The sequence below is a fragment of the Pedobacter xixiisoli genome (genome assembly GCF_900215335.1).
Taxonomy (GTDB): Bacteria; Bacteroidota; Bacteroidia; order Sphingobacteriales; family Sphingobacteriaceae; genus Pedobacter; species Pedobacter xixiisoli.
This window is the reverse complement of the sequence record NZ_OCMT01000002.1, coordinates 853,018-870,691: the sequence shown is the minus strand read 5'-3', so window position 1 is coordinate 870,691 and position 17,674 is coordinate 853,018. Positions and strand designations below refer to the sequence as shown.

At 37.5% G+C, this 17,674-nt stretch carries 13 protein-coding genes; 7 read left to right on the top strand and 6 right to left on the bottom strand.

The window, feature by feature from the left end; all coding sequences use genetic code 11:
- Nucleotides 1-10 precede the first annotated feature (10 nt).
- The 4 genes from CRO54_RS09970 (at nt 11) to CRO54_RS09955 (ending at nt 6,517) form a co-directional block, all read left to right on the top strand.
- Nucleotides 11-1,423: a RagB/SusD family nutrient uptake outer membrane protein gene (locus CRO54_RS09970; protein WP_097131530.1), complete on the top strand. Its 1,413-nt coding sequence runs from the start codon at nt 11-13 to the stop codon at nt 1,421-1,423.
- Between the two features lie 86 nt (nt 1,424-1,509).
- A complete protein-coding gene (locus tag CRO54_RS09965) occupies nt 1,510-4,083 on the top strand; it encodes a zinc-dependent metalloprotease (protein ID WP_097131528.1) in 2,574 nt (857 codons plus the stop codon).
- A gap of 10 nt (nt 4,084-4,093) precedes the next feature.
- The gene (locus CRO54_RS09960) at nt 4,094-5,203 is read left to right on the top strand and encodes a TlpA disulfide reductase family protein (protein ID WP_097131526.1); all 1,110 of its coding nucleotides are present in this window, start codon (nt 4,094-4,096) and stop codon (nt 5,201-5,203) included.
- A gap of 72 nt (nt 5,204-5,275) precedes the next feature.
- A complete protein-coding gene (locus CRO54_RS09955; RefSeq protein ID WP_097131524.1) occupies nt 5,276-6,517 on the top strand; it encodes an amidohydrolase family protein in 1,242 nt (413 codons plus the stop codon).
- A gap of 12 nt (nt 6,518-6,529) precedes the next feature.
- On the opposite strand, the gene CRO54_RS09950 is transcribed toward CRO54_RS09955, so the two are convergent.
- Nucleotides 6,530-6,883 carry a winged helix-turn-helix transcriptional regulator gene (locus tag CRO54_RS09950; RefSeq protein ID WP_097131522.1) on the bottom strand — a complete coding sequence of 118 codons (354 nt, stop codon included), beginning with the start codon at nt 6,881-6,883 and terminating at the stop codon, nt 6,530-6,532.
- Between the two features lie 97 nt (nt 6,884-6,980).
- Between CRO54_RS09950 and CRO54_RS09945 the strand changes: the two genes are divergently transcribed.
- Entirely contained in the window at nt 6,981-7,511 is a 531-nt protein-coding gene (locus tag CRO54_RS09945; protein WP_097131520.1) for an NAD(P)H-dependent oxidoreductase, read from the top strand.
- Nucleotides 7,512-7,602: 91 nt separating this feature from the next.
- On the opposite strand, the gene CRO54_RS09940 is transcribed toward CRO54_RS09945, so the two are convergent.
- The 5 genes from CRO54_RS09940 to CRO54_RS09920 form a co-directional block, all read right to left on the bottom strand.
- Nucleotides 7,603-8,658: a fatty acid desaturase gene (locus CRO54_RS09940; RefSeq protein WP_097131518.1), complete on the bottom strand. Its 1,056-nt coding sequence runs from the start codon at nt 8,656-8,658 to the stop codon at nt 7,603-7,605.
- A 246-nt stretch (nt 8,659-8,904) separates the two neighbouring features.
- A complete protein-coding gene (gene ahcY / locus CRO54_RS09935; RefSeq protein WP_097131516.1) occupies nt 8,905-10,221 on the bottom strand; it encodes an adenosylhomocysteinase in 1,317 nt (438 codons plus the stop codon).
- 197 nt (nt 10,222-10,418) lie between these two features.
- Nucleotides 10,419-12,050: an ABC-F family ATP-binding cassette domain-containing protein gene (locus CRO54_RS09930; RefSeq protein ID WP_097131514.1), complete on the bottom strand. Its 1,632-nt coding sequence runs from the start codon at nt 12,048-12,050 to the stop codon at nt 10,419-10,421.
- 126 nt (nt 12,051-12,176) lie between these two features.
- A complete protein-coding gene (locus CRO54_RS09925; RefSeq protein ID WP_097131512.1) occupies nt 12,177-12,992 on the bottom strand; it encodes a hypothetical protein in 816 nt (271 codons plus the stop codon).
- Nucleotides 12,993-13,022: 30 nt separating this feature from the next.
- Nucleotides 13,023-13,796, bottom strand: coding sequence for a 3-keto-disaccharide hydrolase (locus CRO54_RS09920; RefSeq protein WP_097131510.1), 774 nt, complete (start codon nt 13,794-13,796; stop codon nt 13,023-13,025).
- Nucleotides 13,797-13,970: 174 nt separating this feature from the next.
- Between CRO54_RS09920 and CRO54_RS09915 the strand changes: the two genes are divergently transcribed.
- Both CRO54_RS09915 and CRO54_RS09910 read left to right on the top strand, forming a co-directional pair.
- A complete protein-coding gene (locus CRO54_RS09915) occupies nt 13,971-15,605 on the top strand; it encodes a glycoside hydrolase family 32 protein (RefSeq protein WP_097131508.1) in 1,635 nt (544 codons plus the stop codon).
- Nucleotides 15,606-15,745: 140 nt separating this feature from the next.
- Nucleotides 15,746-17,668, top strand: a complete 1,923-nt coding sequence (locus CRO54_RS09910; RefSeq protein WP_097131506.1) for a tetratricopeptide repeat-containing sensor histidine kinase — start codon at nt 15,746-15,748, stop codon at nt 17,666-17,668.
- Nucleotides 17,669-17,674: the final 6 nt, after the last annotated feature.

The following is a 17,674-nucleotide window of genomic DNA, read 5'->3' as shown; positions in this document are numbered from 1 at the left end:
ATTTTGAGACATGAGAAAATCAATCCATAAAATATTATTAAGCGGTGCGCTATTTATTACTTTAGTTTTATCCGCTTGCGAAAAAATGGTGGAGATTGATCCACCTTTAAATGAAGTAACTATCTCTGTAGTATTTGCTTCCGATAAATTAGCAGGAAATGCTTTAGCTGGCATGTATACTGGTTTATCAACCATTACTACACAAACCACTGGACTAGCCGTAAACACCTCGTTACAAGCTGATGATCTGATGTATATTGGAGCAAATGCTACTTACAAAGAAACTTTCGAAAATGCTTATAACACTGCAAGTAGTATACAAACTTCTGTTTTTTCGGAGCTTTACCAAATCATTTATAGGGCTAATGCCATTATAGAAGGATTAGCTGAAAGTTCTGGAGCTTCAGCGCAAGTAAAAAAACAATACACTGCCGAAGCGAAAGTGGTAAGGGCTTATTGTTACTTTAACTTAGTAAATAATTTTGGAGGCGTACCTTTGGTTACAACTACAGATGTTACTGTTTCTGCTTTGTTGCCAAAGGTTGAAGAAGCAAAAATATATGAGCAAATTGTAAAGGATTTAACCGAAGCAAAAGCCGATTTGTTAGCAGATTACAGTGCCTCTGGAGGTACAAGATTGGGCGTAAATAAATTTGTTGCTGCTGCTTTGTTGGCAAGAGTAAGTTTATTTACAAGAGATTATCCTGCTGCTGAGAGTAATGCTTCGGAAGTAATAGCGGCAACAAATCTTTACAGCATCATACCTACAGCAAACATGGCGACGGGTGTTTGGACAAAAAATAATCTGGAAAGTATTTGGCAAATGTCATCGCCGTTGGCAGTTAATAATCAGTACACGGTAGAGGCTGGCACTTTTTTGCCAGCGCCTACAGCAACAGCTCAGTTTGAAATTAGACCAGCATTTTTAAGTTTATTTACAAGTACAGACAAACGTCGCCAACGATGGATGACTACTTACAACGTTGCAGGAGTTCCGGTTGTAGTGCCATACAAGTATAAATATACTACCAATGCACTCGCTGTTGCTGCAGGAGTGGTAGAATCGCCAACCGTTTTACGCTTAGCAGAGCAATATCTAATCAGAGCAGAGGCGAGAGCCAGAATTGGAACCAACTTAACTGGCGCACAAGCTGATTTAAATGTAATTAGAGACAGAGCAGAAACTGCAGCAAGTACCTCACTAAACGGACCTACTTTAGTTACTGAAATTATTGAGGAGCTTAGAAAAGAGTTTTTCTGTGAACAGGCACATCGTTGGTATACTTTAAAAAGAATTGGGCAGGCAGATGTAATACTTGGGGCATTAAAGTCAAGCTACGTGCCAGAGGCAAAACTACTTCCAATTCCAAATAGCGCAATAAGTGCTAATCCAAACTTAAAACAAAATCCTGGTTATCAATAACTAAAAACCTCAAGACATCCTTATCAAAAATTACTTATACCTAGTATGAGATAGGGATGTCTTTATCTAAAAATAAAACACATCAAATGAACTTAGAATTCAAAATTCAAAAATCTACAAAGCTACTTTTAGTAGTAGGTTGTATGTTGCTGGCCAATTTAAGTGCCTGTAGCATTTTTAAAAAGAGTAAGAAAAAAACTGCGCCGGCAGCTACAACGGCTGCTGCTAAACCAAAAGCAGACAGTACTAAAACAGCAATTAAACCTTACGCAGAAATAATTACCAAAAAAGCAATTACGCAAAAAGGCTTATTTACGGTACACAAAATTGCTGATAAATATTTCTTCGAGATAGAAAACAGACTGCTTAAAAAAGATATTTTAGCGGTAACCCGTTTAAGTAAATCTACACCAGGCGCTGGAAATTATGGAGGTGAGCAGTTAGGCGCAAGAGTAATTTATTGGGAAAAAGGTCCTGCAAACAAGTTGTTTTTGAAAGTGTCATCATCAATGAGTTTGGTTGATAGTACTGATATGATTGCTAAAGCAGTTGCGAGTTCTAATATCGATCCTATTTTTGCAGCTTTCCCCATCAAAGCGTTTGGAAAAGATTCTGCAAGTATTGTGATTGATGTTACTGATTTTCTGATCAGTGAAAATCCATTAACAGCTTTCGAAGCTTCTGCAAAAAGATCGTACAATTTGGCTGCTCAAATGGCAGATCGTTCTTACATCGAAAGTGTAAAAAGTTTCCCTATCAATACAGAAATTAGAAGTATTCGTACATACACAGCAACGCCACCAACAGGCCCAGGTTCGCCAACCTTGTTAGCCGCTAGAGAAGCTGGCGTGGTTACTTTGGGTATTAACTGCTCTTTTGTTGGTTTGCCAGAAAAGCCAATGCGTAAGCGTATTTACGATCCTCGTGTGGGTTTCTTCGCTAGTGCGATGTATAAATACAGCGATGAACAACAAAAAGTAAAAACCGATGCTTATGTACACAGATGGAGATTAGAACCGAAAGAAGAAGACATAGAAAAATTTAAAAGAGGTGAACTGGTAGAGCCGAAGAAACAAATTGTATACTATATAGATCCGGCAACGCCGAAAAAGTGGAGACCTTTTCTAATTGCTGGTGTTAACGATTGGCAAAAGGCTTTTGAGCAAGCAGGTTTCAAAAATGCTATTGTTGGTAAAGAGTGGCCAGAAGCTGATACTACGATGAGTTTAGAGGATGCTCGTTTCTCGGTAATTCGTTATTTCGCATCGCCGCAACAAAATGCTTACGGCCCAAACATCGCCGATCCTAGAAGTGGAGAAATTATAGAAAGCCATATTGGTTGGTATCACAATGTGATGAGCTTATTACGCCGTTGGTACATGATACAAGCTGGTGCGGTAGATAAAAGAGCACGTAGCTACAAGTTTGATGATGAGTTAATGGGACAGTTAATCCGTTTCGTATCTTCTCACGAAATTGGCCACACGCTAGGTTTACGCCACAATATGGGCGCCAGTAGTGCTACGCCAGTAGAGAAATTGAGAGATAAAAAATGGGTAGAAGCTAATGGTCACACTTCTTCCATCATGGATTATGCTCGTTTCAACTACGTTGCGCAACCAGAAGATAACATCGGCGATGCCGGAATTTTTCCACGCATTAACGATTACGACAAATGGGCTATCCAATGGGGATATAAGCCAGTATTAGATCAGCCTGATGCTGCAGCAGAAAAGAAAATTTTAGATAAATGGGTAATCGATAGCTTAAAAAACAGACGATTATGGTTTGGTGGCGAGGGCAAAGACCACGACCCACGTTCGCAATCTGAAGATTTAGGCGACGATGCCATTAAAGCAAGTTTGTACGGTATTAAAAACTTAAAAAGAATTGTACCGCAATTAAACAACTGGACCAAGGAAGAAGGCGAAGGTTATGGCAACTTGAGAGAGATTTACAAAGAAGCAGTAGATCAGTACAGCCGTTATGCATACCATGTGTTAAAATATTTAGGTGGTGTAATGGTTACCGAAAGAAGCTCAGATCAGCCAGGCGCAGTTTACCAAGCAGTAAGTTTGGCCAAACAGAAAGAAGCCATCAAGTTTTATAATGAGCAGGTATTTACTACCCCAACTTGGTTAATCAATAAAAATATTTTAAATAAAATTGATCCAGGATTTAGTTTCAATGCCGTACAAATGGTGCAGCAAGGTATTATTGCTTCTGTAACTTCTCAAAGCAGATTGTACAGAATGATGGTGAACCAACGCGATAACGGCAAGGGTTCTTACTCGCCTCGTGAGTGGTTAAACGACTTAAAATCGGGCATTTTTACTGAGCTAAAAACTGGAAAACCTACAGATGAATATCGTAGAGCATTACAGAAAATGTACGTAGGTAGTATCATCACCATGTATAACAAACGTTTTGCATTGCAAGGTTCTACGGATAATATCCTGGCATCGGTTACGCCAACAGACGTATTGCTATATTCTAACGTAAAAGCACTTGCTTTCGCTCATTTGAAAGATTTACGTGCTGATATTGGAAAAGGTGCTAAATCAGCAAAAGATGAAGACTCAAAAATCCATTTCCAATACTTAAAGCAAATGCTAGATAAGATTGTAAATGAAAGCCCAATTCCTGGTTTAAATTATTAAAATCATTACCATGAAAAAGTTTAACCCTACATCTTTAAAAATAGCATATGCCAGTTTAGCAACAGTGTTGATGCTTGGTACATTGGCATTTAAATATGGAGGTGGTGTTATTACAGGAAAATTAGAAGGCAAAGACGGTACAGCTATCAAAATCTTATATCGTTATAACGGAAAGGATATTATAGATTCTACCAGTTTAAAAGGCAATCAGTTTTCCTTAAAAATAGCATTGCCCGAAAATGTACTTTGCACACTCAGCAATTCGGCAAATCAGCAGATTAAAATTTTCATTGCAGAAAACACAACGATAAATGTTACTGGGAGTGTAGCACAATTTCATGCTTTGAAAATAGATGATGCAAGTGAGAATATTCTTTTCGAAAGTTTTAAAGCAAAATCTCACCAGTTATCTGGAGATTACAGAAAAGCTTTAGATGCAAGCGGTGCTGATAGAAAAGACAAAAATAATCCTCATTACGTGAAATACCAGAGTAGGCTAGACAGCTTAACGCTTAATTTTGTGAAGAACAACAGCGAATCTACTGCGGCGTCTTTAGCGATGATAGATACTTATTTAGGAGATGCAGAGAGAAAAAGAGCTGCTACTGCCTACAAGTTATTATCGGCAAAAGCAAAAAATGGTGTTTACGCAAAGCGGATTAAGCAATTTATCGACACGGAAATTGCCATTAAAAAAGGAAACTTAGCGCCTAATTTCGTTTTAAATGATTTCGCGAAAAAGCCTGTAAGCTTAAAAGATTATAGAGGTCGTTTTGTTTTTCTAGATTTTTGGGCAAGCTGGTGTCCGCCATGTAGAGCAGAACATCCGCTGTTAAAACAGTTGCAAAGCAAATACGGAAAAGATATTGAGTTTGTAAGTGTATCAATGGATGCTTCGGAAACTGCTTGGAAGCTTGCGGTAAGAGTCGATCAACTCACTTGGACACAGCTCAATGATCCGAGATCTACCAACGGAGAAGTGGCAGATAGTTATGGCTTTAAAGCACTTCCATTTAATTGTATTATTGATCCCGAAGGGGAAATTGTGGCAACCAAACTAAGAGGGCATGACCTTGAAGGTTTCCTGTCAGAATTGTTCAACAAACCTAAAGGCAAATAAAGGTAGTTTAGTTAATAATTAGAAAACGCAGTTGGTGGATGCCACTGCGTTTTTCTTTTAATCATCAAAAAAATGAAGAAAATAATTTTAATATTGACTGCTTTTTTGTCAATAGCTGTGTCGAAATCAATGGCTGAAGTGACGGTTAACGATACCATATTGGTATTGAAAAATGTAAATGTTTTAGATGTAGCAAAAGGCAAATTCATCAAGAGAAAAAGCTTAACCATTATGGATGGTAAAATTGCAGCGATAGGAAACAGTTTTAAAACAGATCAACCAATTAAAACCATAGATTTTAAAGGAGCTTTTTTAATGCCTGGTTTGATAGATGTGCACGTCCATGTAACCAGCAATTTTAAAAATAATATAGAAAATACTTATAGCCATCTGAACTATTTCTTGAAACACGGAATTACTTCGGTAAGAGATGCTGGAGGTGATGGAGATGCTTTGCTCAAAGCAAGTACAGCAATTAATGCGGGAGAAAAAAGTGGTCCAGATGTTTACTATTCTTCCTTTATGGCGGGAGATTGGTATTATAATAGAGGACAAAATATCAGAAAAGAACCCTACACCGCTTGGCAACAAAGGCTAATGCCAGGTGACGATTTAGATAAAGCCATGATTTGGGCGAAAAGTGTAGGCGTAACAGGTGTTAAATTATATCATTCTTTCGATGCGCAGTTTTTACCTTTGGTAACAAGTGCTGCAAAACGTAATGGTTTAAAGGTTTGGGGACATACCATGTTGTATCCAGCGTCGCCAGTAGACGTTGTGAAATCAGGGATGGAAGTGCTTTCTCACGTATCGATGTTAGAAACATTAAGAAAACCAGATACGCTTTTTAACCGACGTACCACAACCAATACTTATAGAGATAGTGTTGTGGCGGGCATAGATATTACCGAATTTTGTAACGAGATGAAAAAGCATAATGCAATTTTAGACGCAACACTCTGTGTTTCTGTAGATAGAGATCCTTGGGTACTGAAATTATTGAAGAGAGTTCATCAACAAGGTGTGAAAATTGCTACAGGTACCGATCAGATCGTAGATTTAAAAAGTCCATATCCTCGTTTATTGGATGAATTAAATTATTTCGTTAACGATTGTGGTTTTACCAACGCTGAAGCTATTCGCTCTGCTACTTTAATTGCTGCTGAAGTAATTGGACAAGAAAAGAATATTGGTTCTGTAGAAATAGGGAAGAGAGCTAATCTAATCGTATTAAAAGAAAACCCATTGAAGGATATAGCGGCACTTAAAGATATTGAAGTAGTAATTAAAGCGGGTAAACTGCAGACAAATTAACTTTTTTGCGCATTACAGTTCTTTGTGCCGCTCGCCCCATTTTTCCAGTTGTTTGATAATAGGGCCAAGTTCGTACCCAATGGCTGTGAGTTCGTATTCTACACGTGGTGGCACTTCAGCGTACACAGTTCTTTTTACAATTTTGTTTTCTTCCAGTTTGCGAAGTTGTAGGGTGAGCATTCGTTCGGTAATTGTTGGCAGTAATTTTTTAAGCTCTCCAAACCTAAGTTTGCCATTTAATAACCACGAGCAGATAACTAATGACCACTGCCCTCCAATAATGTTGGCCGCGTAAACCTCTGGACATTCTTCCATTAAGGCTTGTTTGTTTGCGAAGTTAGTTGAGCTTTCTTTGATTTTGGACATTACTTACACTTTTTATAGTACCCTACATTGAGCTGCTAAGCTACTAAAATAACAGTAAGCTGCTTAGCTTTGCATTGTAAAACAAAGATAAGAACAGATGAAAACTTTGATAATCGTAACACATCCTGATATAGCAACTTCGGTAATAAACAAAAGATGGGTAGCCGAGCTGGAGAAATATCCAGAGTTGTACAAGGTCCATCAGCTACATAAAGTTTATCCAGATGGAGTAATTGATGTAAAGGCCGAACAGAAACTGATTGAGCAGCATGATAAAATCATATTTCAATTTCCGTATTATTGGTTCAGTTGCCCAGGCTTATTAAAAACATGGATGGATGAGGTTTTACTGCATGGTTGGGCCTATGGTAGTAAAAGTGGCTACAAGATGGCTGGAAAGAAAGTAGCGCTTGCAATTTCCGCTGGAGTAGATAAAGAAGATTTTCAGCATGGAGCTAAATACAAATATACTTTGGAAGAATTGCTGAGACCTTTTGAGCTAAGTTTTGAATATATAAAAGTAGATTATAGACCATACTTTGCTTATTACGGGATGGAGTTTAATACCTCTGCAGAATGGGTGGAAAAAAGTGTGCCCTTGTATTTGGATTTTTTAAAAGCGCTTTAGTTAACAGATTTAAATGTCTTGAAATTCCCAATTAAAAAAGCAGGCCGTCAAATATCTTTGGAGGCCTGCTTTTTTAAGGGTCTACTAGAAATTAAGTTAACTTTTCAGCAATATTAGCCTGTTTTTCACAAACTACAGGTGAGTAATGCTTGGCGTAGAATTGTTTCTTGAAGCATTTGTATTGCTTTACCGCTCCAAAAGTGTGCATCATTTTAATATAGTACCAAGCCAAATCAATTTGATGTGGTTTAAAACCGCTTCTTGCGCTTTTAGGGTACAGGTGGTGATTATTGTGCCATTCGCCAGCTACAAAACCTGGCCATAATTGGTTAATTGAATTGTCTTTTAGGTTGTAGTCGGTACCTTCTTTTTTTCTGTCTTCGCCTTTTCCGTGACCTTCGTAGTTAAAAGTACGTACACCAATTCCCCAAAAACCAGCAGCGCCAAATAAAGTACACGCTAAGGCATGTCCACCAATTAAATAAAATGCAGCGTACCAAAATGCCCAGTTTAATAACCAAGATAAAATGGCACCTTTTGGGTTAACATACGAGCCCCATTTCTGGTATTGCGCATACGTATTTGACTTTACGCCAGTATGTTCCATCAGTTGCTGTACACGTTTAAATTCAGCTTCACTTAGGTCTTTTGCTATTGGCTGATGATTTACATCCGCCAGAAAACAATACAAAAACCCAGCTTGCGCATTATAAGGATCTCCAGGTTTATCTGATAACGAATGGTGAACGTGGTGAGAAATGACATAAATTTCCTCTGGAATAACGTTAATGGTTAAGTTCTGTGTGAAGAAACGCCAAAATTTATTTCGGAAAGTATAAGCTCCATGAGTGCAATACCGATGATGCCAAATGGTTCCGTGTGTACCCATAATAATCATACTGTAAACAAAGGCAGCTAAAACTGTCCACCATTCTATGTAGTAAATTAAGAAGACGAAGAAAAATGGGATTAGGCATAAGATTTTAACCCAGCTTAATAAGGGCAGCCAGTTTTTTTTATCTCGAAAAATGTTTAGTCTGCTAAAGAATTCTCCTAAAATTTGAGCTGCTGTAGGCTTAATCAGATTATCGTTTTGGTCCTTCCATCCATAGGCAGGCGGTTGCAAAACCTTCTCAAAGAAATGCATTGTTTAGTTTGTGGTTTTAGTATGTCGTTGGTTTTAAATTCGCTTTGAATTTGTCTGTAAGGTATACATTTTTTTGGAATAATAATTTTATTATCAATCGCTTAAATTCTGCATAACCTAACACGGCATAAACGCAAAAAGGATGTACAAATTGCACATCCTTTTCTGTTTATTTAAAGACTATAAATTAGCTTTAAGCTTTAAGCCTTCTACTTTAAGCTCTGAGCTTTCTGCTTTAAGCTTAAACTAGTATCTGTAAGCTTCTGGCTTAAATGGACCTTCTACCGCTACACCAATGTATTCTGCTTGGTGAGGATCAAGAATATCTAACTCTACACCGATTTTTTCTAAGTGTAAACGAGCTACTTTTTCGTCTAAATGCTTAGGTAAAACGTAAACTTTGTTTTCGTAAGCATCTCTGTTAGTCCAAAGTTCTAACTGAGCTAAAGTTTGATTAGTGAAAGAGTTACTCATTACAAAAGATGGGTGACCAGTTGCACAACCTAAGTTTACCAAACGACCTTCAGCCAAGATAATTACATCTTTACCGTCGATAGTATATTTATCTACTTGAGGTTTGATTTCCACTTTAGTGTTGCCATAGTTTTGGTTTAACCAAGCCATGTCAATCTCGTTATCGAAGTGACCGATGTTACAAACGATAGCTTTATCTTTCATCGTTTTGAAGTGCTCGCCACGAACGATGTCACGGTTACCTGTAGTAGTTACCACGATATCAGCTTCTTTCACAGCTGTAGCAAATTTCTTCACTTCGTAACCTTCCATTGCAGCTTGTAAAGCACAAATTGGGTCAATTTCAGTCACGATTACACGTACACCTTGTGAGCTTAATGAAGCCGCAGAACCTTTACCTACATCACCATAACCACAAACAACAGCCACTTTACCAGCCATCATTACGTCGGTAGCACGACGAATTGCGTCTACTAAAGATTCACGACATCCGTATTTGTTATCGAATTTAGATTTAGTTACTGAATCGTTAACGTTGATTGCAGGTAAGTGCAATGTGCCGTTTTTCATACGCTCGTATAAACGGTGAACACCGGTAGTCGTTTCTTCTGATAAACCTTTGATTGCAGCGATTAACTCAGGATATTTATCAAATACCATGTTGGTTAAATCACCACCATCATCTAAAATCATGTTCAAAGGCTGACGATCTGGACCGAAGTGTAAAGTTTGTTCGATACACCAGTCAAATTCTTCTTCGTTTAAGCCTTTCCAAGCATAAACCTGAATACCAGCAGCAGCAATTGCAGCAGCAGCGTGATCTTGTGTAGAGAAAATATTGCATGAAGACCAGGTAACTTCTGCACCTAGTTCTACTAAAGTCTCGATTAAAACTGCGGTTTGGATGGTCATGTGTAAACATCCTGCAATTCTAGCGCCTTTTAGGGGTTGTGTTGGACCGAATTCTTTTCTTAATGACATTAAGCCTGGCATTTCTGCTTCTGCTAATTCGATCTCTTTGCGGCCCCATTCCGCCAGTGAAATGTCCTTAACTTTGTAAGGTACGTAAGTTGTCTCTACTGATGACATATGATTTTGTTTTAATTTGAGCTGCAAAGTTACGGGATAGCTTTGTGAATATCAATTTAATAAATGGTGCTTTACAAATTGGTGATGGTAGGCTTGATTACCCACCATTACAGTAAGAAGGAGATAAGGCACATAGATACATAGGAAGAAAGTCTTAGCTTTAATACCTATGTGTCTTTGTGGTTATTTAAAGGTAGTTACTTTTCAATTTCCTTCAAACTATCCATTTTCTTGTATTCCAAGAAACCTTTAATGTCTGTGAAATGCTCACGAACGCGTTTATTGCCAAATTCAAATACCTTATTCGCTAATCCATCTAAGAAATCCCTATCGTGAGAAACCAAGATCAAAGTGCCGTCAAAATCTTGTAAAGCTTCCTTAATGATATCCTTGGTTTTCATGTCCAAGTGGTTGGTAGGCTCATCGAGGATCAATACGTTTACTGGCTCTAGTAAAAGTTTGATCATGGCTAGACGGGTTTTTTCCCCACCAGATAATACTTTTACCTTTTTAGTGGTATCATCGCCGCTAAACATAAATGCACCTAGCAAATCTTTGATTTTTACCCTTACATCGCCAACCGCAATTTGGTCTATGGTATCGAATACGGTAATACTTTCGTCTAGTAAGGATGCTTGATTTTGAGCGAAGTAGCCAATTTTAGCGCCGTGTCCTACCTTTAAGCCACCCTCAAAATCAATCTCACCCATAATGGCTTTGATCATGGTCGATTTACCTTCGCCATTTTTACCAACGAAAGCTACTTTTTCACCTCTTTCAATCGTCATCGAAGCTTTTTCAAATACCACATGGTCGCCGTAGGTTTTGGTTAATTCTTCAACCATTACCGGGTATTGACCAGAACGCGGAGAAGGAGGGAATTTTAAGCGCAAAGCTGAAGTATCTACTTCGTCTATTTCTATAACTTCAAGCTTCTCTAGCATCTTTACTCGAGATTGTACCTGTAACGTTTTAGAATAGGTGCCTCTAAATCTGTCGATGAATTCTTGGTTGTCGGCAATGAAACGTTGTTGCTCTTCGTAAGCTTTTAACTGGTGTTGACGACGCTCTTGACGCAACTGCAAATAGTGGGTATACTTCGCCTTGTAATCGTAGATACGCCCCATGGTTACCTCTATGGTACGGTTAGTGATGTTGTCTACAAAGGCACGGTCGTGGGAAATTACAATTACCGCTTTGGCCGAAGTCACCAAAAATTCCTCTAACCACTGAATACTCTCGATATCCATGTGGTTGGTTGGCTCATCCAGTAATATCAGATCAGGTTTTTTAAGGAGGATTTTAGCTAGTTCTATACGCATTCTCCATCCGCCAGAAAACTCTGAGGTTGGACGGGTAAAGTCGCTACGCAAGAAACCCAAGCCTTTTAAAACTTTTTCTACTTCCGCATCGTAATTGGTTTCTTCAATAGAATAGAATTTCTCACTTAATTCTGATACACGTTCGATTACTTTCATGTAATCGTCACTCTCATAATCAGTACGGGTTTCTAGTTGCTTGTTAAGCTCTTCTAGTTCATCACGCATCTGATAAACTTCTTCAAAAGCTTTAGAAGTTTCTTCGAATACCGTTAAGTTGTCTTGCGTTAATAAATGCTGCGGTAAGTAAGCAATTACAGCATCTTTAGGTCCAGAAATATTGCCACTGGTAGGTTGTCCTGCGCCAGCTATAATTTTCAACAAAGTTGATTTTCCTGCACCGTTTTTGCCCATCAGGGCTATTTTGTCGTTTTCATTGATAGAGAAAGAAACATCACTGAAAAGGGTTGTCCCTCCAAAAGAGACAGAAACATTATTTACGTTGATCACGAGTTGTATTGATTAAATATCGGCGCAAAGATAAGGGTATCTCTGAGGTAATAAGAAATAATGTTCAATAGGGATAAGAAATCTAAGTTTCTCTATTTTAATATGATTTTCAATAGACTGTTATTTCTAACTCTTGCTTAGAATTTTTAAATATCTCATTTGATATGAATTCAATACTCTGCTAATATCGCTAATTGAAATATTATATTTCTGAAGATAGTTGGAGCGACTAATTTCGTGTGCCGTAGTTTTTGAATAGAGCTTTTTAAGTTCTCTCAAATGAGCTTTTACCAATTTCTTTATGTAACGGTGATGAAGTCCAATAACATCTTCCTGATAAGAGTCATAAATTTTTTCAAAGTTGAAAACTTCAGGAAGGTTATTAGTATATTCTAAAGCCTTCTCTAACTTTGGACGTTCTCTTTGATCTCTTTGTGTATCATTTGCAATATTATTATCAAGTTTGGATTGTAAATAGGAGACGAAAGCAGATTTGTTCATAGCTTGGAAAATACTTGTATTTTCTAATTTAGTCAGTAATGGGAAAGTGTCTTTATGAACGATGAAGTTGCGTAAATATCTGAAAAAGGTATAAGTATCCTTGCTGTTAGAATTGTCATGATAATTCCTACTTATAAGATGGTCTTGATATGAAAAACCTGAGTTAATTACATTGTATATATCCTTTACTAGTTTTCTTTGTTTTCTCCATCTATCTGTATCTTTTGATATAAATAAATTTACAGAATTCAAATTCTTAAAATGTAGCTTGGCAGATCGATTGTTTTCTAAAAAGATTAGGTAAGACATACGGCTATCCCATATTTGAAGCCAAATTTTAAACTCTGCCGAACTTTCAATCTGAAGTGCGGCATTTCTAAGTTCGTCAGCTTCGTCAAAGTTCCTATTTAAGGCGTAAAATTCTTGTGTATTGATCTTCATAAGTTGCTACGATAAATTTTACCGAATCATTTACAACTCCCTAATCCAGATATTTCTAAAACTAATCGGTTCGCTCGGGTCACCGTGATCTTGTAGTTTAATAGGGCAGGCGCCGTGTGCTTTTTGGTAAGATGCTTTACCAATATACTGTGTTGGTCCATCTAGGGCAATGTTATTTTGAACTAATACACCATTAAAGAAAACGGTAACTCTTGCTGGAGATTTCAACGAACCATCAGTATTGAAAACTGGAGCGGTCCAAGCTACATCATAGGTTTGCCATTCGCCAGGTTTTTTATTCACGGTTGCTAATGGGATAAACTGTTTGTAAATACTACCTGCCTGTCCGTTTACATAAGTGTCGTTATTGTAGTTGTCTAAAATCTGTAATTCGTAGCCCTCATCGCCGCCGCCAGTTGAAGCCAAAAACAAACCACTATTTCCTCTGCCTTGTCCTTTGCCTGTGATATTTGCAGGAATTTTCCATTCTAAATGTAGTTGATAATTGAGAAATGACTTCTTGGTTTCGATATTTCCTGTTCCTTTTTTAACGGTGAAAGCACCGTTGGCAACTGTCCAAGCGGCAGGTTTGGTTTTGTCTTTTACCGAAACCCACTGGTCTAAATTTTTGCCATCAAAGAGAACTAGCGCATCAGAGGGTGCATCAGCAAATGTTTTTCCAGCCGTAACTTTTGGTGGCACTGGTTTATAAAACTCCGTATCTTCTGGTTTTTGTGCCATCGCTGTCGTTATGGTTAAAATAGAGAAAGAAAGTGCTACTGCTAAATTTTTAATTGCTGCCATTTGATGTATTTGGTTAAACGTTCCTTGCAATTTACTTCTCAAAAAGTAATTAAACAAGCAGAATTTGTAATGCTTTTATTATTTTCGAGGAATTAGTAAACGATTTCTTACGGAGGCTTCGCGGGCATTACTCAAAAGAATCGGGATCAATAACATTCTTACAATTAACCAAAAATGAATCCGAAATTATTATTTACGGTTGCCGTACTCTTTGTGAGTCAAATCTCGTTTGCAGCCGACATTAGCATTAAAATCACAAAAAAGTATTTGAACCTACCTGTTTCCCAAAAGCAAGACAGGGGAACAATGAAATTTGAAGTAGGAGGGAAACAAGAGCGATCTTTCAAAATTAGATTGTCGGGAACACCAGAGTATTGGGTGTTCTGCGACGTATCTGCACTAAAAGGAAAAACCATTAAAATTAACTATAGCGGCGACGGCACAGGCTTGGAAAAAATCAGCCAAAATGATGAAATAGTTGGCCAAGATTCTATTTATAAAGAAAAAAATAGACCTCAATTTCATTTCACAAGTAGAAGAGGTTGGATAAACGATCCTAACGGGATGATTTATTTTGAGGGGGAATACCATTTGTTTTATCAGCATAATCCTTATGAGCGTGAGTGGGAGAACATGACTTGGGGCCATGCCGTAAGTAAGGATATGATCCATTGGGAAGAACTTCCAAGTGCACTATTGCCAGATGAATTGGGAACCATGTTTTCTGGTTCAACCGTAATAGATTATAACAATACAGCTGGTTATAATAAAGGTAAAACCCCTGCAATGTTGGCTTTTTACACCGCATTTACAGAAAATAAGCAAATCCAATGTATGGCTTATAGCTTAGATAAAGGTCGCACTTGGACAAAATATAATCAAAACCCATTGATTGATTCGAAAGAAAAATGGAACAGTGTAGATACCAGAGACCCACGTGTGTTTTGGTACAAGCCGGGCAACCATTGGGTAATGGTTTTGAACGAGCGTGACGGTCATTCTATCTACAATTCTAAAAACTTAAAAGATTGGACCTTTGAAAGCCATACCACTGGTTTTTGGGAGTGTCCGGATTTATTTGAACTGCCTATTGATGGCGACAAAAACAAAACTAAATGGGTAATGTTAGGTGCTTCAAACACCTACATGATTGGTTCTTTCGATGGTAAGAAATTTACGCCAGAAGCTGGAAAATACATGAACGTAAAAGGTACCTTATATGCGGCACAAACTTTTACCAATATACCTGAAGCCGATGGCAGAAGAATACAGATGGGTTGGGGAAGGGTTAACCATCCAGAAATGCCCTTTAATGGAATGATGTTGCTGCCAACAGAGCTGACTTTGAGAACCACTAAAGATGGCGTGAGAATGTTTAGCGAACCCATTAAAGAAGCTGGCCAACTTTTTGAGAAGGTGAATGAATGGAGTAGTTTAACTTCTGGCACAGCAAATGATAAGCTAAAGGAGTATAAGGGCGCTGATCAGCTAAGGATAAAAACAACCATCAAATTGTCGCATGCTACTAGTGCTGGTTTAAATCTTTTTGGGCAGCGTATTTTAGATTATGATATGAATTGGAACACGGTTAATGGCACATTTTATTCGCCAGAAGAGATGACCAGTATGGAAATTACGGCAGACATCTATATCGATAGAACTTCTATTGAAGTGTTTGTAGATAAAGGTGCATTTTCCTATTCGATGGAGAGAAAACCAAACAAGCAGAATAACGAAGGCCTACATTTTTGGGGCAACAACATAGAGGTTAAAAACCTGGAAGTTTACAACGTGAAATCTATTTGGTAGTTTGTAGTGTATTTTCAAATAAATATTTGACAGTTGCGAATATGGATTGAAAGGTGGCGAATATTTGATAGCCTTCTTCATTCACATTTTCTGTCTCTATATTTAAAGCATATTTCAATAAATCTGATAAGACGTCATTAATGAATAGTAGCGTAAGAAATGTATTTGTAATCTTTTTCCTTGTTTTGGGTATGCTATTCATAAGTTCATGCGGTAACAATGAAAATAGTTTAGCCAAAGAAGAAAACAAAGCTGCAATTTCGATACAAAAAGACTACTTAACGCTTATTATTTCTTTTGATACACTTTCTTCGGTTAAAGTGAGAACTATCATCCGTAGGGAAGATAGTCTATTGTCTTTACAGGCTAATCGAGAGGCAAATCCTTACTATCACTATTTTAAAGGTAGAAAATATAATAGCGAGAAAAAGCGAGACAGTGCTATACTGGAGTTTGAAAAAATAAAAAGCAAAAATCCTTTAGACGAAATTGAATTATTAAAAGAATATCAGCTGTTAGACTTGGCTTTGGGTAACGGCTCAATGGTAGAATCAGTTTTGATGAAGCGCATATTTACTGCAATTGAAACTTCCGAGCGCTTAAAAAGTAGATTAACTTATCGTTTTTATGATTTATTGGCTAGGGCTTACTATCAAAACCACAATGATAAAAAATCATTGGCCTATGCAGCTTTGTATTTCGAAAATCATCCCTTTAATCAGCATGCGGTAATTAAGCAGCGATATTTTGATATTTCCTTTTTGTTGGCTACCCGCTTGGGCGATTTTAAGAAAATGGGCTATTACAATTCTCAGGCTCGAATTTTAGCGAGAAAGTTAAACGATAGTTTAGCTATTGCCCGTACTTACGACAATGAGGCCCAAATTTACAGTGCGCAAAATTTACATGCCAAGGCCCTGATTTGTAGTAAAATCTACTTCAACTATCTTAAGAAGACCAATAACCTAAACGATGTTGCGTACAATAATTTAGCAACGGCTTTTAACCTGAACAAACAGCCAGATTCTGCTATACGTTATTATAAAGAAGGTATTGCCTTAGAAGACAAAGACCCATCTGGTAAACAGAAAAAAGTACATTTTATGGGCTTGGTAGATTCTTATAAAATGAAAGGCGATTACGTCAAAGCCTTGGAAGCGCAAGCGGTAGCCCACGCCATAGAGCTTCGGAATTTTAAAGCCATTGAAGCAGATAAAGTGGCGGAGATGAATGAGAAGTATGAAGCAGAAAAAAAAGATCAAAATATAGAGCAGCTAAAAAGTAGAAATCAGTTAAACGAAACCGTTATTAAGCAGCAACGTTGGACGATATTTCTATCATTTTTAGTGTTTTTAGGTGTGATTTCTCTTTTTTACATCATCTATCGTCAACAGCGTTTAAGAGCGAGAAACAGCTTATTGAAATCTGAAAATCAACAATTGAACATGGAGCAAAAACTGCTGCAAGCTCAATTAAATCCTCATTTTATCTTTAATGCTATCGCTAACCTTCAAGGTTTAATTGCCTCTGGACATACCAGTGAATCGGTTCGTTACCTGAAATCTTTTTCTGGATTGTTGCGTGGTATTTTAGAGCAGAACAGAAAAGATTTTATAGAAATTGAGGAAGAAGTTACCTCCTTAAATAATTACATTCAGCTACAGCAAATGCGCTATGCAGGTGCTTTCGACTACAAAATTACGGTAGATAGTGAATTAGATGTAAACGAAATGCTTATTCCGCCAATGCTCATTCAGCCTTTTGTAGAAAATGCCATAGAGCATGGCTTTAGGAACCTTAGTTACAAAGGTTTTCTGAGAATTGACTTCAAAATTGATGGAGATTGTTTAATTATCGAGGTGGATGATAACGGTAGCGGATTGACTAAAAAGGCTGATGATAAGCAAAAAAAACAATCTCTGGCACAAATTATTTTAAAAGAGCGATTTGATTTGTTGTTTACCTCTAGGGGTTTAAAAGCAAAATTTAACGTTACAGATAAAAAGGGATTAAATGGAAGTGGGGTATTGGTTGATATTGCCTTGCCTATAATTAATGACTAAATAAGA